The 22,932-nt window shown below is 62.5% G+C and carries 22 protein-coding genes; 12 read left to right on the forward strand and 10 right to left on the reverse strand.

Going from position 1 to position 22,932, the window contains the following annotated elements:
* Positions 1 to 140 precede the first annotated feature (140 nt).
* A complete protein-coding gene (locus KTR60_RS28685) occupies positions 141 to 1,019 on the forward strand; it encodes a LysR family transcriptional regulator (RefSeq protein ID WP_221742191.1) in 879 nt (292 codons plus the stop codon).
* On the opposite strand, the gene KTR60_RS28690 is transcribed toward KTR60_RS28685, so the two are convergent.
* Genes KTR60_RS28690 through KTR60_RS28700 form a run of 3 tightly spaced genes read right to left on the reverse strand, consistent with a single transcriptional unit; the run spans position 1,016 to position 4,895 of the window.
* The gene (locus KTR60_RS28690) at positions 1,016 to 2,707 is read right to left on the reverse strand and encodes an acyl-CoA dehydrogenase family protein (RefSeq protein WP_211921817.1); all 1,692 of its coding nucleotides are present in this window, start codon (positions 2,705 to 2,707) and stop codon (positions 1,016 to 1,018) included. The genes KTR60_RS28685 and KTR60_RS28690 overlap by 4 nt on opposite strands.
* 10 nt (positions 2,708 to 2,717) lie before the next feature.
* On the reverse strand, positions 2,718 to 4,223 hold the full coding sequence (locus KTR60_RS28695) for a class I adenylate-forming enzyme family protein (protein WP_228401537.1): 1,506 nt from the start codon (positions 4,221 to 4,223) through the stop codon (positions 2,718 to 2,720).
* Between the two features lie 36 nt (positions 4,224 to 4,259).
* Positions 4,260 to 4,895 (reverse strand): TetR/AcrR family transcriptional regulator C-terminal domain-containing protein, encoded by a 636-nt coding sequence (locus tag KTR60_RS28700; protein WP_030537647.1) that lies wholly within the window; start codon positions 4,893 to 4,895, stop codon positions 4,260 to 4,262.
* Positions 4,896 to 5,071: 176 nt separating this feature from the next.
* Here KTR60_RS28700 and KTR60_RS28705 point away from each other — a divergent pair, with 176 nt between their 5' ends.
* From KTR60_RS28705 to KTR60_RS28755, 11 genes are all read left to right on the forward strand, one after another.
* Complete coding sequence (locus KTR60_RS28705) at positions 5,072 to 6,052, forward strand: helix-turn-helix domain-containing protein (RefSeq protein WP_047270147.1); 981 nt, start codon at positions 5,072 to 5,074, stop codon at positions 6,050 to 6,052.
* Between the two features lie 204 nt (positions 6,053 to 6,256).
* Complete coding sequence (locus KTR60_RS28710; RefSeq protein WP_007735242.1) at positions 6,257 to 7,318, forward strand: phenylacetaldoxime dehydratase family protein; 1,062 nt, start codon at positions 6,257 to 6,259, stop codon at positions 7,316 to 7,318.
* A 115-nt stretch (positions 7,319 to 7,433) separates the two neighbouring features.
* Entirely contained in the window at positions 7,434 to 7,802 is a 369-nt protein-coding gene (locus tag KTR60_RS28715) for an ArsR/SmtB family transcription factor (RefSeq protein ID WP_007735244.1), read from the forward strand.
* 44 nt (positions 7,803 to 7,846) lie between these two features.
* Positions 7,847 to 9,253 carry a substrate-binding protein gene (locus KTR60_RS28720; RefSeq protein WP_054187255.1) on the forward strand — a complete coding sequence of 469 codons (1,407 nt, stop codon included), beginning with the start codon at positions 7,847 to 7,849 and terminating at the stop codon, positions 9,251 to 9,253.
* A 114-nt stretch (positions 9,254 to 9,367) separates the two neighbouring features.
* Positions 9,368 to 10,933 carry an amidase gene (locus tag KTR60_RS28725; protein WP_030537651.1) on the forward strand — a complete coding sequence of 522 codons (1,566 nt, stop codon included), beginning with the start codon at positions 9,368 to 9,370 and terminating at the stop codon, positions 10,931 to 10,933.
* Positions 10,934 to 11,006: 73 nt separating this feature from the next.
* Entirely contained in the window at positions 11,007 to 11,630 is a 624-nt protein-coding gene (nthA, locus tag KTR60_RS28730) for a nitrile hydratase subunit alpha (protein WP_042450854.1), read from the forward strand.
* 26 nt (positions 11,631 to 11,656) lie between these two features.
* Entirely contained in the window at positions 11,657 to 12,295 is a 639-nt protein-coding gene (nthB, locus tag KTR60_RS28735) for a nitrile hydratase subunit beta (protein WP_007735254.1), read from the forward strand.
* Between the two features lie 98 nt (positions 12,296 to 12,393).
* Positions 12,394 to 13,593: a zinc metallochaperone GTPase ZigA gene (gene zigA, locus KTR60_RS28740; RefSeq protein WP_042450649.1), complete on the forward strand. Its 1,200-nt coding sequence runs from the start codon at positions 12,394 to 12,396 to the stop codon at positions 13,591 to 13,593.
* Between the two features lie 31 nt (positions 13,594 to 13,624).
* Positions 13,625 to 14,539: an SMP-30/gluconolactonase/LRE family protein gene (locus KTR60_RS28745; RefSeq protein ID WP_054828106.1), complete on the forward strand. Its 915-nt coding sequence runs from the start codon at positions 13,625 to 13,627 to the stop codon at positions 14,537 to 14,539.
* 151 nt (positions 14,540 to 14,690) lie between these two features.
* Positions 14,691 to 16,508: an ABC transporter substrate-binding protein/permease gene (locus tag KTR60_RS28750; protein WP_003946057.1), complete on the forward strand. Its 1,818-nt coding sequence runs from the start codon at positions 14,691 to 14,693 to the stop codon at positions 16,506 to 16,508.
* Positions 16,509 to 16,512: 4 nt separating this feature from the next.
* A complete protein-coding gene (locus tag KTR60_RS28755) occupies positions 16,513 to 17,259 on the forward strand; it encodes an amino acid ABC transporter ATP-binding protein (protein ID WP_003946070.1) in 747 nt (248 codons plus the stop codon).
* Here the strand turns inward: KTR60_RS28755 and KTR60_RS28760 are convergent.
* From KTR60_RS28760 to KTR60_RS28790, 7 genes are all read right to left on the reverse strand, one after another.
* The gene (locus KTR60_RS28760; protein WP_007735260.1) at positions 17,245 to 18,426 is read right to left on the reverse strand and encodes an RNA polymerase sigma factor; all 1,182 of its coding nucleotides are present in this window, start codon (positions 18,424 to 18,426) and stop codon (positions 17,245 to 17,247) included. The genes KTR60_RS28755 and KTR60_RS28760 overlap by 15 nt on opposite strands.
* 8 nt (positions 18,427 to 18,434) lie before the next feature.
* The gene (locus KTR60_RS28765; protein ID WP_003945999.1) at positions 18,435 to 18,842 is read right to left on the reverse strand and encodes a YciI family protein; all 408 of its coding nucleotides are present in this window, start codon (positions 18,840 to 18,842) and stop codon (positions 18,435 to 18,437) included.
* Between the two features lie 152 nt (positions 18,843 to 18,994).
* Entirely contained in the window at positions 18,995 to 19,609 is a 615-nt protein-coding gene (locus tag KTR60_RS28770; protein ID WP_003946002.1) for a response regulator transcription factor, read from the reverse strand.
* Entirely contained in the window at positions 19,606 to 20,748 is a 1,143-nt protein-coding gene (locus KTR60_RS28775; RefSeq protein ID WP_007735262.1) for a sensor histidine kinase, read from the reverse strand. Before KTR60_RS28775 ends, KTR60_RS28770 begins: the two co-directional genes overlap by 4 nt.
* 21 nt (positions 20,749 to 20,769) lie before the next feature.
* Complete coding sequence (locus KTR60_RS28780; protein WP_003946064.1) at positions 20,770 to 21,561, reverse strand: ABC transporter permease; 792 nt, start codon at positions 21,559 to 21,561, stop codon at positions 20,770 to 20,772.
* Positions 21,558 to 22,496: an ABC transporter ATP-binding protein gene (locus KTR60_RS28785; RefSeq protein WP_003945975.1), complete on the reverse strand. Its 939-nt coding sequence runs from the start codon at positions 22,494 to 22,496 to the stop codon at positions 21,558 to 21,560. The genes KTR60_RS28780 and KTR60_RS28785 overlap by 4 nt, the downstream gene beginning before the upstream one ends.
* Positions 22,493 to 22,729: a hypothetical protein gene (locus KTR60_RS28790; RefSeq protein ID WP_228401538.1), complete on the reverse strand. Its 237-nt coding sequence runs from the start codon at positions 22,727 to 22,729 to the stop codon at positions 22,493 to 22,495. Before KTR60_RS28790 ends, KTR60_RS28785 begins: the two co-directional genes overlap by 4 nt.
* Positions 22,730 to 22,932 lie beyond the last annotated feature (203 nt).

Raw genomic sequence — 22,932 nt, forward strand, 5'->3', positions numbered from 1 at the left:
CCCTGATTCTCGCGTCGGGCATCACCAAGGGATGCAATGTGAGGCGTGAATCACTATCGTCCGAAATCCATGTAGAGTCCAAGACTTAGTTCGACTTATTTATGTGGGAGAACCACATAATGAAACCCGGGAGGAGCGACGTGGAACTGCGTCAACTGCGCGCGTTTCTCGCAGTCGCCGACGAACTTCATTTCGGCCGGGCCGCCGAGCGACTCCACATCGGGCAGTCCCCGCTCAGCCAGACCATTCGGGCGCTCGAGCGTGAACTGGGCACCGACCTGTTCGTCCGGACCACCAGATCAGTGCAACTGACCGCCGCCGGCGAAGCCTTGGTCACGCCCGCACGGATCATCGAAGCGCAGATCGCCGTGGTACGAGAAATCGCATCGGCCGCGTCGACTGGCGAGACGGGCCGTGTCACAGTGGGTTTCGGCGGAACGGGCGGCTACACCGTCCTGTCGGCCCTCACACGGTCCTTGGCCGACTCCCATCCGGGAATCGAACTGGAACTACGGCCGCAGATGTACTCGGGTGAGGTGCTCGACGCTCTCCGACGCGGAGCACTGGACATGGGCATAGTCGGCCTGCCCATTCCGCGCGGATTCGAGACTCACACTGTGCGGGAGGAAACCTTGATGGTCGCGGTTCCTGCCAGGCATCACCTCGGTGCGCATGACTCGGTGTCACCGGAAGACCTGGCAACCGAGCGATTCGTGATGTATCCCGCCGAGCACGGCTCGGTGGTGCGCGATGCGACGTTGTCCGTGTGCGCCACAGCAGGTTTCACGCCCACCGTCGCGCACGAAGCCCCCGATCCGTACAGCCTGTTGGCCATGGTCGGAGCGGGGGTCGGGATCGCCGTCGTCGTGGAGTCGACGGCGCATCTGTCCATGGACGGGGTCGTGTACCTGCCGATCGCCGGGGCCACGCCCACGCTGAAAATCGCGATGGCATGGCGACCGAACAATCCGACGCCGGCAGTACACACCGTCACCAGGGTACTGAGCGAGCAGCCTTAGGCTCTCGCGAGAATTCCGGCGAAATCTGTTCCCACAGACAGAGTTCCGTACTCGTGACCACGGTCGGCACCGAGGCGAGCGGCAATGAACGCATCGGACGAGGCGGCCGGGGAGTGGCGCACCATGAGCGAAGCCTGCAGCGCCAACGCCATAGCCTCGACGACGGTCCGAGCGCGGAGCTGAGCGTCGGCGGGTGCCATCGTGGCGAGCTCACCGAGTTGGCGTCGTACCCGATCGAGGTGCTGATCGAGGACCGGGTTGTTGCCGCGGGCGAGGTTGATCTCGTGGTCGAAGGCGGCAACGGAGTCGGGTTCACGGGTCATCGCGCGCAGGACGTCGAGCGCGATGACGTTGCCCGACCCCTCCCACACGGCCATGACGGGCTGCTCACGGTAGCGACGGGCAAGCGGGAAGTCCTCGGTGTAACCGTTGCCGCCCAGGCACTCGAGGGCTTCGTAGGAGTGGTGCGGGCCGCGCTTGCAGATCCAGTACTTCGCAACAGCTGTCGCGAGTCGGCGGAACGCCTTTTCCTGCTCATTCGCGTCCTCGTCCTGCGCACGGGCCAATCGCAGTGCGGTGATGGTCGCGGCCTCGGATTCGAGAGCCAGGTCGGCGAGCACCGACGTCATTGCGGGCTGATCTGCCAGGACGGCACCGAAAGCGCTGCGGTGCCGTGCATGCCACACCGCTTCGGCCACCGACTGACGCATACCCGCCGTGCTGCCGAGAATGCAGTCGAGTCGCGTCTGGGACACCATTTCGATGATGGTCCGCACACCACGTCCCGGTTCGCCGATCATGGTGCCGACGGTGCCGTCGAGTTCGATCTCGGACGACGCGTTGGACTTGTTGCCCAGCTTGTTCTTCAGACGCTGGATGCGGAAGACGTTGCGTGTGCCGTCAGGCAGGATGCGGGGGAGAAGGAAGCAGGAAAGTCCCTCGCCGGCAGCACCTTCGGCCTGAGCGAGAACCAGGAAGGCGTCAGACATCGGCGCGGAGCAGAACCACTTGTGTCCGGTGAGGAGGTAGTCCGCACCCGGGCCGCCACGTCCGGCCGGCTTGGCGATGGTCGTGTTGGCTCGCACGTCGGAGCCACCCTGCTTTTCCGTCATCGACATTCCGAAGATCGCGGATGCCTTTCCGGGAGCAACCAACTCGGGGGTGTAACTCCGAGAAAGGGCACGCGGGGTCCAGATGGCGGCTACATCGGGTTGCAGCTCGAGCGAGGGGATCACAGCGTGCGTCATGGAGATCGGGCACGCGTGGCCCGGTTCGACCTGGGAGAACAGCATGAATGCCGCGGCCCGAGCCACGTTGGCACCCGGCTTGGGGTCAGCCCAGGCAGAGGTGTGAGCACCGTGCGCAACGGCGGCAGAGATGATCCGGTGATACGACGGATGGTATTCGACCTCGTCGATGCGGTTTCCCCAGCGATCGAAGGTCTTCAATTCGGGGATCACCGTGTTGGCCAGCTCGGCGTCGTGCTGGAACCCGGCACTGCCGACCAGTTCACCGATATCGGTGAGTTCACTGGTGGCCCAATCGGCGTCGTGACGCGCGACGCCTTCGGCCAGGACCGTATCGAGCAGGAACTCGTTGACGTCCGTGCGCGGTACCGACTGGTTGAGCACTGCATGGGTGCGATGCGGAGCCGGGTGGGTGACGGTCTTCTCGGAAATATCAGTCATGACAGGCCTTTCAGCTCGCTGCGCGGATGAGGTGCTTCTGGATCTTGCCGGTCGGTGTACGCGGAAGAATCGTCGCGAACACCACTTCACGCGGAATCTTGTAGCGCGCCAACTTGTCCGAGAGGTAGTCCTTGATGTCGTCGGCGCTGATGACATCCGGTTCACGCCAGACGACGTGCGCGACGACGGTCTCGCCCCATTCTTCGTTGGGTTTTCCGACAACAGCGACGTCGACGACGTCCGGGTGGCCGGAGATCACGTCCTCGACCTCCTTGGAGTAGACGTTCTCACCGCCCGTGATGATCATGTCCTTCGCGCGGTCGACGATGAAGAGGTAGCCGTCCGCATCCTTGCGCGCCAGATCGCCGGTGCGATACCAACCGCCGTCGGCAAATGCAGCCTTCGTGGCAGCGGGGTCGTCGAGGTACCCCTGCATGACGGTGTCGGCGCGCAGCCAGATCTCACCGATCTGATCGGGCTCCGCGTCGGTGCCGTCATCGGCAACCAGGCGCAGGTCGACGCCGGCCAGCGCGACGCGGCCGATCGAGCCCGCCTTGCTCAACTGCTCTTCGGGGTACAGCACGGTGCCCACTGGCCCGGTCTCGGTCATGCCGTAGACCTGCCGGAATTCGGTGGTGCCGTACGACTCCACCAGTCGCCGAGCGACATCCGCGCCGATCGGTCCCCCGCCGTACAACCACGCACGAACGCTTCCGAGGTTGTAGTCGGCAAAGTTCGGCACGAGGTTGAGTGCAGTGGTGTAGATGACCGGCGGGCCGAAGCAGAGGGTAATGCGTTGTTCCTGAACTGTTTCCAGGAATTTGACGGGATGGTACTCGCGCAGCAGCACGACGGTTCCGCCCATGTAGAGCGTGGACATGAACCAGTTGTTGAGCGGGGAAGCATGCCAGATCGGCACGGCCATGAGCAGTCGCTCGTCCCGAGTCGTCGACACGGCGAGGGCCGCGGTGACGGCAACACCGACGACGTTGCGGTGGCTGTGGACGCAGCCCTTGGGCGAGCCGGTAGTCCCCGAGGTGTAGAGGATTTCGGCCGGATCGTTCTCGTCGATGTCGATACCGTCAACGCCGTCCTGGCGGGTGATGGCGTCGTCGAAGAAGTCGAAACCGTCTGCGACAGAGTCCGTGCTGATCAGCTTGGCCGTTGTCTCCAGTCGACCGACAACCGGCGCCAACTCACCGTCGAAGACGCACACCGACACCTTCGCGTGTCCCAGCACGTAGGCAACTTCCGGAGTCTGCATCTTGTGGTTGATGGGGACCACGACGGCGCCCAAGCGCCAGGCACCGAGCATCGCGTACACGAATCCCGGAGTGTTGTAACACATCAGCGCGACGCGGTCGCCCGGCTGCACGCCCAGCGACTGCAAATAGCCTGCGGCGCGTCGACTTCCGTCCTGAACCTGGGAGTACGTGTGATCGTGACCGTCGAATATCAGGAAGGGTTTGACCGGGGTCTTGGTGACGTTGCTGTCGAATACGCGAACGATATTCATCGAAGTCCTTGTCGGAGAATCACGCTCGAAGAGAGTTCATTCCATCGAGCTGTTGAGTACGGCGTCGGGTATCTGGAGGGTGGCGAAGATGACGGCAACCGCCTCCTCGAGGGAGTAGCCGAAGCTCTCGCCGGTGGCAGTCTTCTGGATGACGAGGCCGAAGATCGCAGACCAGAAGGCCTTGGACTCGACGTCGATGCCCGCGCGCAGCTGCCAGCCGGTGCGGATCAAGGTACGGAGGAGGGCGGTTTCGCCCGAGGAGTGCAGAGTGCGAAGCGTTTCGGAGATCAGGTCGCGGAGTTCACCACGACGACCCGTCATCATCATCGCTTCCACGAAGAGTTCGACGCTGGGAGCGCCCGAGCCCAGGAGGGATCCGACCAGCTTCTCGGTGTAATCGCCGACCGTGTCGGCGTCGGCGGCATCGACCTCGGCACGCTTGCCTGCGCGCAGAACGGCCGCGCACGCCACCTCGACGAAGAGCTTTTCTTTGGAGCCGTAGTAGTAGGTCACCTGGTTGGGATGGGCGCCGGCGGCCGTGCAGATCTGCGCGATGGAGACGCTGTCGCCGTGCTCGAGGAACAGCTCGGTTGCGGCGTTGAACAGCGCCATGCGCGTCTGCTTGCCCGACTCACGCGTCGCGCGCGCTGCGGGAACTGCCTCGGTGGCCATCACGAACTCCTACTTGTTTGTACGACAAACAATAACTCGGCGTTGTTTGTATGGCAAACAATTTCTTCCCGACGCGATGACATGTCGACTTCTATCGACATGTCTGATGTGCGGGATTACTCTCTGAACATCGAGCACCCGAGAACTTCGGCTTTTCTGCGAGGAGGCGCCCTGCAATGCTCGCGCGATCCGGCTTCTCCCTGCCCACACGCACGACTCTCACGGGCGACTGGGCAGATTTGTTGCGCGAGCATTTTGTCGCGCTCGACGTATCCGATATCGGAGACGGCGATCGATTCAGCGGGGCCGTCCACTCGGCCCAACTCGCACACGTTCGGGTATCCGCAGTTCAATCGATGGAACAACGAATAGTCCGTAGCAACAGCCTCATCAAAAGCGACGGCGCGGACTATCTGCAGATCGGGATGATCCGCCGCGGTAGCGCGGTAGTGCGCCAAGACGACCGCGAATGCGTCCTGCGACGTGGCGACTACGTCCTGTACGACACCACGCGCCCCTTCGATTGGCAGATCGAGGGACACGCACACGACGGCATCTGGGGACTCGAGGTGTTCACCTGGCCACGGTCGTACCTGTCGCTCAGCGACGCGGAGGTCACGAGCCTGACCGCCATCGCCTTCGACGGACACGCGGGCCTGAGTGGCCTGCTCGGTCGCTTTCTTCACGATCTTGCCTCCGTCCGCATGACGTCCGACGCAAGCGGAGACGAAGAGGAAGTCGTCAACGAGATCGGCAACCTGGTCAAGTCCGTTCTTCACACAACTGCGCGACCGATCACCTCGCGGCGAACCAGCCTCTACGAATCCGCCCTGTCGGTCATAGACGCCCGCATCGCAGACCCGGCCCTGTCTCCGGTGGACATCGCGGGATCGGTCAAAGTCTCCATTCGGCAGTTGCACCGAGCCTTCGCCGAACACGGCACGACGGTGTCACGGTCGATTCGCAGCCGTCGACTCGACGGTTGCCGTCGTGAGATCGTGCAACGACACGGAGTAGAGCGGTCGCTGACCCAGATTTCTCACCGCTGGGGATTCACCGACCTGGCCGCCTTCAGTCGAGCCTTCAAGGCGGAATTCGGGATCAGCCCGCGGCGGTACCGGTCGCAAGCAGCGGCCCCCACAAGTACTACCCGCTGATCTGTAACATCTTCGGACACTTACCCATTGAACATGGTGTTCAAAATTTTCTGTCGCCGAAGCGTATCCACAATTCTTGGCACGGTAGGCCAAGCATCGGGCGCTGACGGCCAAGTTTGCCCGGCTGAGCGGGCGTAGATTTTCGGCACGGCGTTGCCAAGTGCCAGGCACCCGATTCGACCACCTACATCACAGGGAGCACTCATGGAATCTGCAATCGGCGAACACCTTCAATGCCCGCGCACTCTGACCAGGCGGGTCCCGGATACCTATACGCCACCGTTTCCCATGTGGGTCGGGCGCGCAGACGACACATTGCACCAGGTCGTGATGGGCTATCTCGGCGTGCAGTTCCGCGGCGAGGATCAGCGCCCGGCAGCACTGCGGGCGATGCGGGATATCGTCGCCGGCTTCGACTTGCCGGACGGACCGGCACACCACGATCTCACCCATCACATCGACAACCAGGGCTACGAGAACCTGATCGTGGTCGGTTACTGGAAAGATGTTTCTTCCCAACATCGTTGGAGCACATCACCTCCAGTGTCCTCCTGGTGGGAGTCCGAAGACCGCCTGTCGGACGGATTGGGGTTCTTCCGCGAGATCGTGGCACCGAGAGCCGAACAATTCGAAACGCTCTACGCGTTCCAAGACGACCTCCCCGGGGTGGGAGCTGTCATGGACGGTGTCAGCGGCGAAATCAACGAGCACGGCTACTGGGGTTCGATGCGCGAGCGGTTTCCGATCTCCCAAACCGACTGGATGCAGGCCTCGGGCGAACTGCGGGTCGTCGCCGGTGACCCCGCCGTAGGTGGACGCGTAGTAGTGCGGGGACACGACAACATCGCACTGATCAGGTCCGGGCAGGACTGGGCCGACGCGGAAGCAGACGAGCGCAGCCTCTACCTGGACGAAATCCTGCCCACTCTTCAATCGGGCATGGACTTCCTCCGCGACAACGGCCCGGCCGTCGGGTGCTACAGCAACCGATTCGTACGCAATATCGACATCGACGGAAACTTCCTCGACTTGAGCTACAACATCGGCCACTGGGCCTCCCTCGACCAACTCGAACGGTGGTCGGAATCCCACCCGACCCATCTACGGATCTTCACGACGTTCTTCCGGGTGGCCGAGGGCCTGTCGAAATTGCGTCTCTACCATGAGGTCTCGGTATTCGATGCCGCCGATCAGCTCTACGAGTACATCAATTGCCATCCCGGGACCGGAATGCTGCGCGACGCGGTGATCACCGCCGAGCACTGACCGAAGTCGCCGGCAATCTTCGGCCACATTCTTTCCCTCGGAGGCAACTCGAGATATGTTGACGGGTGTCGACATATCTCAGTAGAGACCATCGAGGAAGCGCGGACAGCAGACAGTGACTACTCAACGAAACGAAGAGTTGGCGTTTGCTGTGCTGGCCGACCAAGTGCGTCGACAGATTCTCGACACGCTGGCTACCCACGGCGAGTGCAACGCGGGCTTCATCAGCGATCAAATTTCGACGGTCGGTCGCACCACGGTATCCACACATCTCAAGGCGCTGCGGTTGTCCGGCGTGATCGTCGAACGGCGTCAAGGACGTCATCGCCTGTTCTCGATAGATCCATCGGGGCCCGCCAACGATGCACTCCAGTTCCTGCGCGACGTCCTCGGGCGAGCGCTGGAAGCAGGTTCGAACGCCTCCGAGTTGCCGGCCACTGCGACTGAGGATTCAGACGTCGCATCGGTGCGTCGCCGAGCGTGAGGCCCTGTTGAGCCCCAGCACCTATTTCAGGCAGGAAGTAGAACGTGCCAGGTCTCTCCGTAACGGCACAGATCGTGACGACCGACCCACCAGGGTCAGCCTTCGAGCGCCTCGAAACGGGGCAACTGCTCGAACTCGAATGTGAGCAACTGACGGTCGGGGCCGCTGCCGCCATCTCCCTTCCCGTCGGCGACGGCGCACGCGCAGATCCAGTCGGAATGCCGATCACGCTGTTGGGATACGTCGCCGGCGTGAAGCGGGGCCGATCGGTCGTGATCGTGCACCACCAACCGTGGCGCGGCCGCCTGACGATCCGGTTCTTTCCCGACGGCGCCGGGACCCGGATCGTTCTCGAGTCCAGCCTCGATCAGGACGGCATTTCCTGGCTTGCCAACAAGCGCGGATTCGCTCCACCCGAACCTCCGCGTTCCGACCGACATCGGATCGGGCTGCTGGTCAGCAAATCCGGCCCGGCAGCTGTATTCGCCCAGGCGACAGAAACACTCGCAGCACTGGCCGTGGAAGAAATCAACGCCGACGGAGGCATCGGCGGCGTTCTCGTCGACTTGGTGATCGGCGATGACGCTTCCGACTCGGCGGCCGGAGCGGCGACCGCACTGCGATTGGTGAAAAGCGGATGTCGCGCCGTTTTCGCGTGCGTGACATCGTCGACCTTCAATGCCGCTGCATCTGCATTGCAGAACACCGGTGTGCTGTTGGTGCACACAGTTCTCAACGAGGGAGGTCGATCGCGTCCGGGAGTCCTTCGATTGGGTGAGCGCCCACTCGACCAGACGCGAGCGGGTATACCCGCAATGATGTCCGAGACCGGTTCTCGCACTTGGTTCCTGGTCGGCCAGCAGTATTCGTGGTCGTTCGGTGCGCATTGGGCGGCCCGGCGTGTGATCGCCGAATCCACAGGTTCGGTGGCCGGCGAAGTCTACGTACCGTTGGGGACAACCGACTTCTCACGCATCATCGAGTCGATAGCCGACTCCGGGGCCGAACTGATTCTTTCCACCCTGGTGGGCCATGACGAGGTCTTCTTCGAACGACAATGCGCCCAGCACGGACTGCGGGCCACCACGCGGACGTTTGCATTGGTCCTCGACGAGGCCACTCAGCAGCTCATCGGCAATTCCGATGCCGACGGAGTCTGGGCGGCATTCGGCTACTTTCAATCCGCAGCCGGCGATCACGACCTCGAAAAGCGATACAGCGCGAGCTCGAACGAACTCCTGCCTCCGCTCAGTTCCCTGTCGGAGACAACGTACGAAGCGATCGTCGCTTACGCACGCGCCGTCGAACGAACGTCCGCAGGCGATCCGGAAACAGTACTTCGGCAGCTTGTCACGACATCGAAAAGCTCTACGAACAACGGTGTTCCACTGCATCGACCGATTCTGCTCGCTGAATCACGCCGTGGGCGCCTGTACCCCCGCTCTCTCTGAGCGCGCGTAACCCGAACTTAACGAGTCAATATGTCGATACCTATTGACGCAATTATGGATCCGGCCCTAGTCTGAAAGACAAGTGAAGCCGATCACATCAGGAGCACACTTCTCATGGCGACAATCCGACCTGACGACAATGCAATAGACACCGCCGCAAGGCATTACGGCATCACTCTCGACCAATCAGCCCGGCTCGAGTGGCCGGCACTGATCGACGGAGCACTGGGCTCCTACGACGTCGTCGACCAGTTGTACGCCGACGAGGCAACCCCGCCGACCACGTCACGTGAGCACACGGTGCCAACAGCGAGCGAAAATCCTTTGAGCGCTTGGTATGTGACCACAAGCATCCCGCCGACGTCGGACGGCGTTCTGACCGGCCGACGCGTGGCGATCAAGGACAACGTGACCGTGGCCGGAGTTCCGATGATGAACGGGTCTCGGACAGTAGAGGGGTTCACTCCGTCTCGCGACGCGACTGTGGTCACTCGACTACTGGCGGCCGGTGCAACCGTCGCGGGCAAAGCTGTGTGTGAGGACCTGTGTTTCTCCGGTTCGAGCTTCACACCGGCAAGCGGACCGGTCCGCAATCCATGGGACCCACAGCGTGAAGCAGGTGGATCATCCGGTGGCAGTGCGGCTCTCGTCGCAAACGGTGACGTCGATTTTGCCATCGGCGGGGATCAGGGCGGATCGATCCGGATCCCGGCGGCATTCTGCGGCGTCGTCGGACACAAGCCGACGTTCGGGCTCGTCCCGTATACCGGGGCATTTCCCATCGAGCGAACAATCGACCATCTCGGCCCGATCACACGCACGGTCCACGATGCTGCACTGATGCTCTCGGTCATCGCCGGTCGCGACGGTAACGACCCACGCCAAGCCGACAGCGTCGAAGCAGGTGACTATCTGTCCACCCTCGACTCCGATGTGGATGGTCTGCGAATCGGGATCGTTCGAGAAGGTTTCGGGCACGCGGTCTCACAGCCCGAGGTCGACGACGCAGTCCGCGCAGCGGCACACAGTCTGGCCGAAATCGGTTGCACGGTAGAGGAAGTAAACATCCCGTGGCACCTACATGCTTTCCACATCTGGAACGTGATCGCCACGGACGGTGGTGCCTACCAGATGTTGGACGGCAACGGATACGGCATGAACGCCGAAGGTTTGTACGATCCGGAACTGATGGCACACTTTGCTTCTCGACGCCTTCAGCACGCCGACGCTCTGTCCGAAACCGTCAAACTGGTGGCTCTGACCGGCCACCACGGCATCACCACCCTCGGCGGCGCGAGCTACGGCAAAGCCCGGAACCTCGTACCGCTCGCCCGCGCCGCCTACGACACTGCCTTGAGACAATTCGACGTCCTGGTGATGCCCACACTGCCCTACGTCGCATCCGAATTGCCGGCGAACGACGTGGATCGTGCAACCTTCATCACGAAAGCTCTCGGGATGATCGCCAACACAGCACCGTTCGACGTGACCGGACATCCGTCCCTGTCCGTTCCCGCCGGCCTGGTGAACGGGCTTCCGGTCGGAATGATGATCACCGGCAAGACCTTCGACGATGCGACGGTCCTCCGGGTCGGGCGCGCATTCGAAAAGCTTCGCGGCGCGTTTCCGACGCCTGCCGACCACATCTCCGACTCTGCACCACAACTCAGCCTCACCTAGTTCTGTATCCGCACTTGCACAACAAATTCCACCGATTCACACATGATCAGCCCGCATAGAAAAGGTGAACCAGATGTCAGTAACGATCGACCACACAACGGAGAACGCCGCACCGGCCCAGGCGCCGGTCTCCGACCGGGCGTGGGCCCTGTTCCGCGCACTCGACGGTAAGGGATTGGTACCCGACGGTTACGTCGAGGGATGGAAGAAGACCTTCGAGGAGGACTTCAGTCCAAGGCGCGGAGCGGAATTGGTCGCGCGGGCGTGGACCGACCCCGAGTTCCGGCAGTTGCTTCTCACCGACGGTACCGCCGCGGTTGCCCAGTACGGATATCTGGGCCCCCAGGGCGAGTACATCGTGGCAGTCGAAGACACCCCGACCCTCAAGAACGTGATCGTGTGCTCGTTGTGTTCATGCACCGCGTGGCCCATTCTCGGCCTGCCCCCTACCTGGTACAAGAGTTTCGAATACCGTGCGCGAGTGGTGCGTGAGCCACGGAAGGTTCTCTCCGAGATGGGAACCGAGATCGCGTCGGACGTCGAGATCCGCGTCTACGACACCACCGCCGAAACTCGCTACATGGTTCTCCCGCAACGTCCCGCAGGCACCGAAGGCTGGAGCCAGGAACAGCTTCAAGAGATCGTCACCAAGGACTGCCTGATCGGCGTCGCAGTCCCGCAGGTCCCCACCGTCTGATCACCCCGACAAGAAAGAAGCACACCATGGATGGAGTACACGATCTTGCCGGAGTTCAAGGCTTCGGCAAAGTCCCGCATACCGTCAACGCCGACATCGGCCCCACCTTCCACGCCGAGTGGGAACACCTGCCGTACAGCCTGATGTTCGCCGGTGTCGCCGAACTCGGGGCATTCAGCGTCGACGAAGTTCGATACGTCGTCGAGCGGATGGAACCACGCCACTACATGATGACCCCGTACTACGAGAGGTACGTCATCGGCGTCGCGACACTGATGGTCGAAAAGGGAATCCTGACGCAGGAAGAACTCGAAAGCCTTGCAGGGGGACCGTTCCCACTGTCGCGGCCCAGCGAATCCGAAGGGCGGCCGGCACCCGTCGAGACGACCACCTTCGAAATCGGTCAGCGAGTACGCGTGCGCGACGAGTACGTTCCGGGGCATATTCGAATGCCTGCGTACTGCCGCGGACGAGTGGGAACCATCTCTCATCGGACTACCGAGAAGTGGCCGTTTCCCGACGCAATCGGCCACGGGCGCAACGACGCCGGCGAAGAACCGACGTACCACGTGAAGTTCGCCGCCGAGGAATTGTTCGGTAGCGACACCGACGGCGGCAGCGTCGTAGTCGACCTTTTCGAGGGTTACCTCGAGCCTGCGGCCTGATCGTCCAACATTCCGGGCGGCGGTCACGCGATCACAGCGTTTCGCGTGACCGCCGCCTGATCACAGCAATTCTCTCATTCGGAAGGACACTGGAAATCATGGTCGACACACGACTTCCGGTCACGGTGCTGTCAGGTTTCCTGGGCGCCGGGAAGACGACACTACTCAACGAGATCCTGCGAAATCGAGAGGGTCGGCGGGTCGCGGTGATCGTCAACGACATGAGCGAAATCAACATCGACAGTGCAGAAGTCGAGCGTGAGATCTCGCTCAGTCGCTCCGAAGAGAAACTGGTCGAGATGACCAACGGCTGCATCTGCTGCACCCTGCGAGAGGATCTTCTCTCCGAGATCAGTGCCTTGGCCGCCGATGGCCGATTCGACTACCTACTCATCGAATCTTCGGGCATCTCCGAACCGCTGCCCGTCGCAGAGACGTTCACATTCATCGATACCGACGGCCACGCCCTCGCCGACGTCGCCCGACTCGACACCATGGTCACCGTCGTCGACGGCCACAGTTTTCTGCGCGACTACACGGCTGGGGGCCGCGTCGAAGCCGATGCCCCGGAAGACGAACGAGACATCGCGGATCTGCTTGTCGATCAGATCGAATTTGCCGACGTCATCCTGGTGAGCAAGGCCGATCTCGTCTCGCACCAGCACCTGGTCGAATTGACCGCAGTCCTGCGCTCTTTGAACGCATCCGCTGCGATAGTTCCGATGACGCTCGGTCGCATCCCACTCGACACGATTCTCGACACCGGTTTGTTCTCACTCGAAAAGGCTGCACAGGCCCCCGGATGGTTACAAGAACTCCAAGGTGAACACATCCCCGAAACCGAAGAGTACGGAATCAGTTCGGTGGTGTACCGCGAGCGCGCACCCTTCCACCCCCAACGGCTGCATGATTTCCTCAGCAGCGAGTGGACCAACGGAAAGTTACTTCGGGCCAAGGGCTACTACTGGAATGCCGGCCGGTTCACCGAGATCGGGAGTATTTCTCAGGCCGGTCATCTCATTCGCCACGGATACGTCGGCCGTTGGTGGAAGTTTCTACCCCGTGACGAGTGGCCGGCCGACGATTACCGTCGTGACGGAATCCTCGACAAGTGGGAAGAACCCGTCGGAGACTGCCGACAAGAACTCGTCTTCATCGGCCAATCCATCGACCCGTCTCGACTGCACCGAGAACTCGACGCGTGTCTACTCACCACAGCCGAGATCGAACTCGGGCCAGACGTGTGGACCACCTGGAGCGACCCCCTGGGCGTCGGCTATACCGACCAGACCGTTTGATATTGGTCCGGTTTGCCGTAAGTTGTGCGCAATGGGGGTATCACGCAACCGAACTCGGGCGTTGTTGATCGTCGCGGCGATCGCAGCCGGGACCGTGGCGGCAGCTACGCCGGCGGGGGCCACCTGGACAGTCGCGCCGATGTGCGGCGAGTGGCGGGTCGAAACCGTAGCGCAAGGGTTGGAACAGCTCGAAAACCTCGAGCCCGATGACAACGGCGGGTTCTACCTCTCCGGCGAGTCGAAGATCTATCACGTCGACGCCGCAGGACAGGTACGAACTGTCCTCGACGACATGGCTGCCCCTGGCGGTTTGCAACTCGACGGTTCGAGGCTGTCCTTCCTCACCAGACAGGACGGCAAGCTGTGGCACCTGGACACCTCGACGGATCAGCTGTCCGCACCCGTCGACTTCGCGGGCAACGGCCTGCTCCGGCTTCCCGACGGCGATCTGCTGACCACGTGGGTCGGAACAGAAGGAGGTCCGCCAAAGGGCGTCTCGCGCTATCTGCACGACTCCGGAGCCGTCGTTCCCAATTGGTCGACAGTGCCGCGTTCGGAGGGACTCGCGCTCAGTCCGGATCATCGAGCCGTGTACACCGATGACCTGTTCACCGGTCAGATCATTCGAGTGCCCTTGGATACCCCTGACGCGTGGACAGTTGTAGCGACGGTCCCGAGCCTGATACCCGGACTCGACGATCTGACCATGTCGCAGGATGGAATGCTCTACGCCGCTGCTCACGTCGAAGGCTCGATCTATCGCGTACACCCTGAAACCGGCACTTCCTGCGTCGTCGCTTCGGGTCTGTCGAATGGGTGGAACGGGCCGAGTTCCGTGCGTATCGGACAGGACGGCGACGGCTGGGCGCTCTACGTCACCGGCTTCGACGGAACGCTGCGTCGCCTGGTACCTCCGTCGGGCGTCGAACTCGCACCCGTCCGCTGACGCCGATCTCTTCGGCACGAGATTCCCCGACCTGGCGATACTTAAAATCACGCTGATTTGAAGGCATGCCCGCAGCGCAACGGCCCCTTGTCCGAAAACTGTCAACAGTTCTACACGGAGAAATGGCTACCCTTAGGTTTACGCTGCACGCATGTTTTCTTCCGTCGCAGCGAAGATCCGCCTGGTGGTGGCACTGCTCCTCACTGCCCTCCTGGCGCTGACTCTGTCATCGTGCTCGAGTGGCTCGGATTCGTCGGCAGCCCCCACAGACCTGTGTGCACCTCCAGGAGTGGGAGCTGCAACCGCGGCGCCCACCAATCTGGACGCGGCAGCGGGTGCGGGCGCCGAAGACCGCTACACCACGGCCACCGTCACCCCTGTCGATCAGATCGACACCTCGAAGCTGAATCTGATCAAACCCGGGGTCATCACGGTCGGCACGCTCGGTGACGCGCCCCCGAGCATCTGCGTCAACTCCGAGAATCAGTACACCGGATACGACAACGAGCTGCTGAAGGCCGTCGCGGACAAGCTGGGCCTGAAGGTCGAGTTCGTCGGCACCGAGTTCGCCGGGCTTCTCGCCCAGGTTGCCGGTCGACGCTTCGACGTCGGCTCGTCGTCCATCACCACCACGGACGACCGTCGCAACACCGTCGGCTTCACCAACGGTTACGACTTCGGATACTTCTCCCTCGTCGTGCCTAACGGCAGCCCGATCACCGGCTTCGGAGACCTGGATGCCTCCAAGCGCATCGGCGTCGTGCAGGGAACCGTGCAGGACGACTACGTCGTGAACACGCTCAAGCTCGATCCCGTGAAGTTTCCCGACTACGCCACGGCGTACGCGAACCTCAAGTCCGGACAGATCGACGCCTGGGTAGCTCCGTCTCAGCAGGCCGAAGGTGCAATCGCTCCCGGTGACCCGACCTCGATCATCCAGAACACCTTCTCGGTCAACAACTTCGTCGGCTGGGCGGTGAACAAGGAAAACCAGCCGCTGATCGACGCCCTCAACTCCGGCCTCGACGCAGTCATCGACGACGGAACCTGGTCTCAGCTGTACGCCGACTGGGTACCGCGCCAACTCCCTGAAGGCTGGAAGCCCGGATCCAAGGCCGCGGCCACTCCGGAACTGCCCGACTTCGCAGCCATTGCCGCGGAAAACGCAGCAAACGGCGACGGTGGCGATACCGCGTCGTACCAACCGAAGTCGACGCTCGAACAGCTCAAGGACACGTTCTTCGACTGGGATCTGTACAAGAAGGCATTCCCCGATCTCCTCAAGACCGGTCTTCCCAACACCCTGATCCTTGCGCTCGCGTCCGGCATCATCGGCACGATCCTCGGCATGCTGCTCGCTGTCGCCGGTATCTCGCGCACCCGTTGGCTGCGCTGGCCGGCCCGCGTCTACACCGACATCTTCCGTGGCCTGCCCGCAGTCGTCATCATCTTGATCATCGGGCTCGGCGTCGGACCGATCGTCAAGGGAATCACCGGTAGCAATCCGTACTGGCTCGGTGTCGCGGCGCTGTCCCTGCTCGCGTCGGCATACATCGGTGAGATCTTCAGATCCGGAATCCAGAGCGTCGAGTCCGGGCAGCTCGAGGCTTCACGTGCCCTCGGTTTCAGCTACCGAAAGTCCATGTCGCTGGTCGTCATCCCGCAGGGTGTACGACGCGTTCTGCCGGCGTTGATGAACCAGTTCATCTCGCTGATCAAGGACTCGTCGCTGATCTACTTCCTCGGTCTCCTCGTCACCCAGCGGGAACTCTTTGCCGTCGGACGTGATCTCAACGCCCAGACCGGCAGCCTGTCCCCGCTCGTTGCGGCAGGCTTGTTCTACCTTGCTCTGACCATCCCGCTGACGCACCTCGTCAACTACATCGACAACCGACTCCGGACCGGACGCGCCGACACTTCAGGCACGTTGGATCCGCTCGAGCAGGCCATCGTCGTGGAAAGGGGCTGAGGACATGACCACCAGCTCTGAACTGAAGTCCGTATCGCTCACCGGCAAGGACCTGCATCTGTCCTTCGGCACCAACAAGGTGCTTCGCGGCGTCAACCTGCACGTCGACGCCGGAAACACCGTCACCGTCATCGGGCCCTCCGGTTCAGGCAAGTCGACGCTCCTGCGCGTGCTGAACCGTCTGCACGAGCCCGAGCAGGGTGACGTGCTGCTCGACGGGAAGTCCGTCCTGAAGGACAACCCCGACGAGCTTCGCCAGCGAATCGGCATGGTGTTCCAGCACTTCAACCTGTTCCCGCACAAGACCGTCGCGGAGAACATCGCACTCGGGCCGAACAAGCTCAAGGGTTTGTCGAAGGAGCAAGCTCGGGCGCTCGCGCTCGAGCAGCTGGATCTGGTGGGGCTCAGGGAGAAGGCCGACTCGCGGCCCGGCAACCTTTCGGGAGGTCAGCAGCAGCGCGTCGCCATTGCCCGCGCCCTGGCGATGAAGCCCGAGGTCATGTTCTTCGACGAGGCGACGTCAGCTCTCGACCCCGAACTGGTCAAGGGTGTTCTGGCATTGATGGCCGATCTCGCGAAGTCCGGCATGACCATGGTCGTCGTGACGCACGAAATGGGTTTCGCGCGTTCCGTTTCCGACAAGGTGCTGTTCATGGATCGCGGCGCCGTCGTCGAAACCGGTACTCCGGAACAGCTTTTCGACGATCCCGAAACAGATCGACTGCAGGCGTTCCTGTCACAGGTTCTCTAACCCAGGACGCTTCAGAGATCGACGGGCGTTGATCCTCGACGCCTGAAGCATCAGATGGTCACGTTCGGCGAGGTTGGATGCCTTGTGCGCTGCATCGGCATACAACCTCGCCGCCGTCTCCAGGTCTCCGTCGCGTTCACGCAGATAGGCCTCGACTGCGGCATGGCGTGGAAGTGAATCGTCCAGCGCTGCAAGAGCTGCCAATCCGGCGCGTGGTCCGTCTGCCTCGCCGACGGCCACCGCTCGGTTGAGCCGGACGATCGGGCTGTCGGTCAAGGCTGCGAGTTCGTCGTACCACTCCACGATCTGCACCCAGTCGGTCTCGTCTGCTGTGAGAGCGTCGGCATGGAGTGCAGCAATGGCGGCCTGGGCCTGGAACTCACCGAGCCGGTCGCGGGCGAGAGCTGACTGGAGGATTGCGACTCCTTCGGCAATCGAATCGGTGTCCCACCGGCTGCGATCCTGCTCGGCTAGCGGAACCAGACGGCCGTCCGCGGCAGTTCGCGCGGCTCGACGAGCGTGATGGAGCAGCATCAGTGCGAGCAACCCTGCGACTTCGGGGTGATCGATCGCGGCCGCCAACTGCCGGGTGAGCCGGATGGCCTCGGCAGCCAGGTCGACGTCGCCGGAGTACCCCTCGTTGAAGACCAGATAGAGGACACGCAGGACGGTGGCGACATCGCCGGGTTGCTCGAACCGGACGCCGGAGACCGTGCGCTTGGCTCGGCTGATGCGCTGAGCCATAGTCGCCTCGGGCACCAGGTAGGCCTGCGCAATCTGGCGGGTGGTCAGCCCGCCGACAGCGCGCAGCGTGAGTGCGACGGCGGACGACGGCGTCAACGACGGGTGCGCGCACAAAAAGTAGAGCTGGAGTGTGTCGTCCACGCCCGGCACCGACCCGCTGACCGGCCGCTCGCCTGGCTGCTCGTCCGCCAGAAACTCCCGCTTGCGACGAGCCGCATCCGAACGGATCCCGTCGAGGAACCGCCGCCAGGCCACCGTGACCAGCCAGCCCTTCGGGTCCCGCGGCGGGTTGTCCGGCCAGACCCTGACCGCCTCGAGCAGAGCGTCCTGCACGGCGTCCTCGGCCGACGCGAAATTTGCTCCGCGGCGGACGAGGATGCCGAGCACGCTCGGAGTCAGACTCCGAAGCAGGGCGTCGTCCATGACAGGTTTCAGTCCGTGATGGTCGGCGGCTCGGTCAGGAACGGGCGCAGTTCGAGCCATTCGTGAATCGGCTTCCCGCCTGCGCCGGGCGCGGCCGAGAGCTCGCCGGCCAATTGGACGGCACGGTCGTAGTTGTCGACGTCGATCACCATCCAGCCGGCAATGAGGTCCTTGGTTTCCGCGAACGGACCGTCGGTGACCGGCGGGCGACCCTCACCGTCGTACCGGACAAAGGTGCCCTCAGGAGCGAGAGCCTGACCGTCGACGAACTCGCCCGCCTTCTCGAGCCGATCCGCGAAGTCCTGCATGTACTTCACGTGGGCAGTGATCTCGTCCGGCGTCCACTGGTCCATCGGCACGTCGTTGACTGCAGCCGGAGCGCCGCGGTAGTGCTTGAGCAGCAAGTACTTGGCCATCGTGAATCTCCTCTGTGTCGGTGCCACCCATTCTGGTCGCACTTCACTACAGGGACGAAGCAAGTCGGGGATTCTCGACATCGCGGGGCCTTCGGCCCTGTGCGCCTTTTTGGTAGTGCCCGCAACCAGAAAGGCGCACGGGGCCGGAGGCCCTAAATCCACCCCTGCCGGCGGGCGATCACCGCAGCTTCGTGCCGGTTGGCTGCACCGAGTTTGGTGACAGCTGACGACAGATAGTTCCGGGTGGTTCCTGCCGAGAGGTGTGCCCGGGAAGCGATCTGCTCGATGGATGCTCCGTCGGCCGCGTACTCGAGTACGTCCGCTTCGCGCGGAGTAAGCGGTGAGTCGCCGGCGCCGATTGCCTCGGCAGCCAACGACGGATCGACGTACCGCCCGCCCGCGTGGACGCTGCGGACCACCTCGGCGAGCGTCGCCGCAGGCGTCGTCTTCGGCAGAAATCCTCGGACGCCTGCCGACAGTGCCTTCTTCAGATACCCGGGACGCCCGTGGCTCGTCACGATGATCGAGACGCACCCCGAGACCGTCTGCGCAATCTGTTGCGCCGTCTCGATGCCGTCGATACCTGCCATTTGAAGGTCGAGCACGGCTACGTCAGGTTGATGTTTTGCAGCAGCGACCACGGCATCCTCGCCGGATTCGGCTTCCGCGACGACAACTATGTCGTCCTCGAGCGACAACATCATGGCCAGAGCCGAGCGGATCAGGTTCTCGTCGTCGGCCAGCAGTACCTTGATCGGCTCGGTCACCGAGACTCCTTCGTTCGGGACGGAAAGTGGGCGGTGAGGGTGAAGCGATCTTCGTCCTGCACGGTTTCGACAATTCCTCCGACGGCGCCGACGCGCTCGCGCAATCCGTTCAGGCCGGTTCCGTTGTTCGGCTCTGCGATCCGTGCGCCGTCGTTGGCGATCACGACGCCGTCCGCGAACACTTCGATGCTGCAATTCTCGGCACTGGAGTGCCGGAGAATGTTGGTGACGCCTTCACGGACGACCCAGGCGGCAGCTTCGGCCAGTTCCACCGGCAGCTGATCTGCCGATCCACGTATCGCGGTGGAGATTCCGGCGGCCTCGAGCAGAGACTGCGCACCGGCCAGCTCGGACGCCAAGGCGATGGACCGGTATCCCCGAACCAACTCGCGCGCTTCGTCGAGTGAATCTTGCGCAAGTTCGCGTACTTCGTCCATCTGCGCGGCGGCACGATCGTCGCCGCGTCGTGAAAGAGTAGCTGCAAGTTCACTTTTCACCGCAATTGCAGACAGTGCCCGCCCTACGACGTCATGGAGATCGCGTGAAAATCGCAACCGTTCCTCGGCGACGGACAGAGCGGCAGCGGCTCCGCGTGCCTCGTCCAATTCGGTGACCATCCGCAGCAGCCACACCGACATGTAGACGGTCAGCCCCATGAAGGCGGCGACGATTCCGACGGACACGCCGCTTTCCGGACCCGCAAGCAGTCCCAGTACAACCCCGGCGGCCACCGAGCCCACGATCAGCCAGCGCAACGACGTCAACCCCGCAAGGGGCACGACAAGGATTGCCGCCAGCCAGAAGTACGGGCCGTTCTCGCCATTGCTTCCCAAGGCAATTCCCGCCGAGCAGAACGCCGACAACGTCATCACGGCAAGAGGAATCTGGACGGGCTTGGCCACGACTCCGCCCAGATCAGGCATCCGAGACACGGCGATGACGCACGCAACGGCACTGATTCCGAGGAAGACACCCGACAGGTACCGATCCGCAACTATCTCGGTGACCGCACCGAAGCCACCGAAAACCACTGCGACCATGATGAACGATTGCCGCGTGTAGAGGCGAACCTTGTCGACGTTCGACGCGGTTCGCCACGTCCGTCTCGGATTCCAGCGTCCGAAGTTCTGCGCGATCATGCCCACTACCTTCTCAGAGTTCTACGAACGCGGTTCCCAGCGGAAGTGGACGTTCGCGATCAGAACCGAACCGACGATCCACGCCAGCATGACCAACAACGGTTGCGCAGCCGAACCGAAGGTGTCGACAAATCCCGCTGCCGCACCGGGCGCATCGCCCAGATCAGCCAGTTCGCCAGTGGTCCGCCCCAGCCATCCGAGATTGAGAAGGTCGACTACCGCGGCCAGCGGAGTGAAATCGAGAATGCGAGCAACGTTGTCCGGCACGACATTCCTGATCGAAGACATACCTGCCGTCGCCAGAATCAGAATCGGCATGCAGGTGATCTGCGCCGCCTCTGCATTTCGCGTTACAGCCGAAGTGATCAATGCCAGCGCCGTGAAGAGCGCGGCGCCGCCGATCACCGCGACCAGCACCAGGACCGGATTGACCGGAGCACTACCGCCCAGAACCATCACGGCGATTCCGATCACCACCGTCAACAGGCCGGTGAGAACCCACGACGGCACTGCCGGGCCCGCGAGGATCTCGGCGTCGCTGCATTCCCCGGTCCGTAGTCGCTTGAGAACCAACTCGTCACGACGCGTCGCGTACACCGACAGGAGGTTGTAGAAGACCACGAACACGAGCAGGAAGAGTGCAAACACCTCGAGGCCTGCCGACACCGACTTGTCGGACAACCCGCCATCGCGTGAGAGGTACAGCATTCCCACGGGAAAGATCAACGGGAGGACGATTGCGTTGAAGAGCAACAGTCGATTTCGTCCCAGGAGCGTGAACTCCGAACGAGACAGGGTTGCTATGCGGTTCATGCCGACGCTCCTTCGAGAGTTGCGTGATGATCGAATTGGTCTGCAATGGAGAGGAATACGGTCTCCAGGGATGCCGCGCGGGCATCCAGGCCGGTCAGCAGGATGTTGTTGTGCTGTGCCCACAGCAGCAGTTCCGTCAGCGTCTCCTGCACTGTGCGAGTGGTGATCACCACCAGATCGTTTTCGACGCGTACCTCGGCGCCGGCCAGGGCCGGGAGCGGAAGACCGGGACGGTGCAGTTTGATCTGGGCAGGATGATCCGCGACGACGTCCGCCACGGTTCCGCTGCGCACCACCGATCCTCGGTGCATGATCGCCAACTGGTCGCACAGGGACTCGGCTTCGTCCAGGTAATGCGTCGTCAACATGATGGTGACGCCCGACGCTTTCAAGTCAGCGATCAATTGCCAAGTGTTACGTCGACTTTCGGGATCCAAACCAGTAGTCGGCTCGTCGAGAAACAGGACGAGTGGCCGGCCGATGATCGCGCACGCCAGATCCAGTCGCCGCGCCTCACCTCCCGAGAGGAACTTCACGCGGGTATCACCACGGTCACGCATGTCCACGCGCTCGAGCACCTCGTCCACGGGCAGCGGATTCGAGCAGGTTCCGGCCCACATCGCCAAACTCTCACGAGCAGTCAGGTCTTGGGGCAAGCCACCCTTCTGGAGCATGATGCCAAGCGACGGGCGAATCTGCTTGCGGTTGCGCACCGGATCCATGCCCAGAACGCGCACCGTTCCGGCACTGGCTCGTGAAAGACCCTGAATCACTTCGAGGGTGGATGTCTTGCCGGCACCATTGGTTCCGAGGAGGCCGAACAGCTCGCCTTCCTGAACACTCAGATCCAGATTGCGAACAGCATCGAACGCCTCCTTACCGGAGCCGTAACGCCGCGACATTCCGACTACGTCGATCACGGGATCGCCCTTCATCGCTGCGCCTCCGCTCGGTTCCAGCCGCGCAGTCCGATCACGAATCGGATACCCGCATAGACAGCGAGAGCGGCAACAAGAATCCAGAACACGGGATTGGAGCCGATGATCGCGAACAGCACTCCGATGATCGCGATATTCACGACGATCACAACAAGTTCGCGGCCCATCGTGGGTGCGGGTCCGATGTCCATCAGGTCCGTCAGGAGGCTTCCCTCATGTGGTTCTCTCATGCATCCAAGCTTCGCGGGAAGTCAGAGCCGAAAACAGTGCACAGCGTCATCACCTGCGGTGACACCGTCACGGATCAGCGATGACAAATGTCATGCGACGTCCCCGCGGGGACGCGTCGTAAACCGCGGGTAAGGGTCACCTCGTTGTTTTGCCGTTCATTTTTACGTTCCTTTACCCTTGCTTCGAGCTTCTACGGTTCCCG

Origin of the sequence: Rhodococcus sp. C1 (genome assembly GCF_020809065.1) — a bacterium.
Taxonomy (GTDB): Bacteria; Actinomycetota; Actinomycetes; order Mycobacteriales; family Mycobacteriaceae; genus Rhodococcus_F; species Rhodococcus_F qingshengii.

Coding starts and splice junctions, on each gene's coding strand:
- KTR60_RS28690 (WP_211921817.1), bottom strand. CDS start 2,707: ATGACTGATATTTCCGAGAAGACCGTCACCCACCCGGCTCCGCATCGC.
- KTR60_RS28695 (WP_228401537.1), bottom strand. CDS start 4,223: ATGAATATCGTTCGCGTATTCGACAGCAACGTCACCAAGACCCCGGTC.
- KTR60_RS28700 (WP_030537647.1), bottom strand. CDS start 4,895: ATGGCCACCGAGGCAGTTCCCGCAGCGCGCGCGACGCGTGAGTCGGGC.
- KTR60_RS28705 (WP_047270147.1), top strand. CDS start 5,072: ATGCTCGCGCGATCCGGCTTCTCCCTGCCCACACGCACGACTCTCACG.
- KTR60_RS28710 (WP_007735242.1), top strand. CDS start 6,257: ATGGAATCTGCAATCGGCGAACACCTTCAATGCCCGCGCACTCTGACC.
- KTR60_RS28725 (WP_030537651.1), top strand. CDS start 9,368: ATGGCGACAATCCGACCTGACGACAATGCAATAGACACCGCCGCAAGG.
- nthA (WP_042450854.1), top strand. CDS start 11,007: ATGTCAGTAACGATCGACCACACAACGGAGAACGCCGCACCGGCCCAG.
- nthB (WP_007735254.1), top strand. CDS start 11,657: ATGGATGGAGTACACGATCTTGCCGGAGTTCAAGGCTTCGGCAAAGTC.
- zigA (WP_042450649.1), top strand. CDS start 12,394: ATGGTCGACACACGACTTCCGGTCACGGTGCTGTCAGGTTTCCTGGGC.
- KTR60_RS28745 (WP_054828106.1), top strand. CDS start 13,625: ATGGGGGTATCACGCAACCGAACTCGGGCGTTGTTGATCGTCGCGGCG.
- KTR60_RS28750 (WP_003946057.1), top strand. CDS start 14,691: ATGTTTTCTTCCGTCGCAGCGAAGATCCGCCTGGTGGTGGCACTGCTC.
- KTR60_RS28755 (WP_003946070.1), top strand. CDS start 16,513: ATGACCACCAGCTCTGAACTGAAGTCCGTATCGCTCACCGGCAAGGAC.
- KTR60_RS28760 (WP_007735260.1), bottom strand. CDS start 18,426: ATGGACGACGCCCTGCTTCGGAGTCTGACTCCGAGCGTGCTCGGCATC.
- KTR60_RS28765 (WP_003945999.1), bottom strand. CDS start 18,842: ATGGCCAAGTACTTGCTGCTCAAGCACTACCGCGGCGCTCCGGCTGCA.
- KTR60_RS28775 (WP_007735262.1), bottom strand. CDS start 20,748: ATGATCGCGCAGAACTTCGGACGCTGGAATCCGAGACGGACGTGGCGA.
- KTR60_RS28780 (WP_003946064.1), bottom strand. CDS start 21,561: ATGAACCGCATAGCAACCCTGTCTCGTTCGGAGTTCACGCTCCTGGGA.
- KTR60_RS28785 (WP_003945975.1), bottom strand. CDS start 22,496: ATGAAGGGCGATCCCGTGATCGACGTAGTCGGAATGTCGCGGCGTTAC.
- KTR60_RS28790 (WP_228401538.1), bottom strand. CDS start 22,729: ATGAGAGAACCACATGAGGGAAGCCTCCTGACGGACCTGATGGACATC.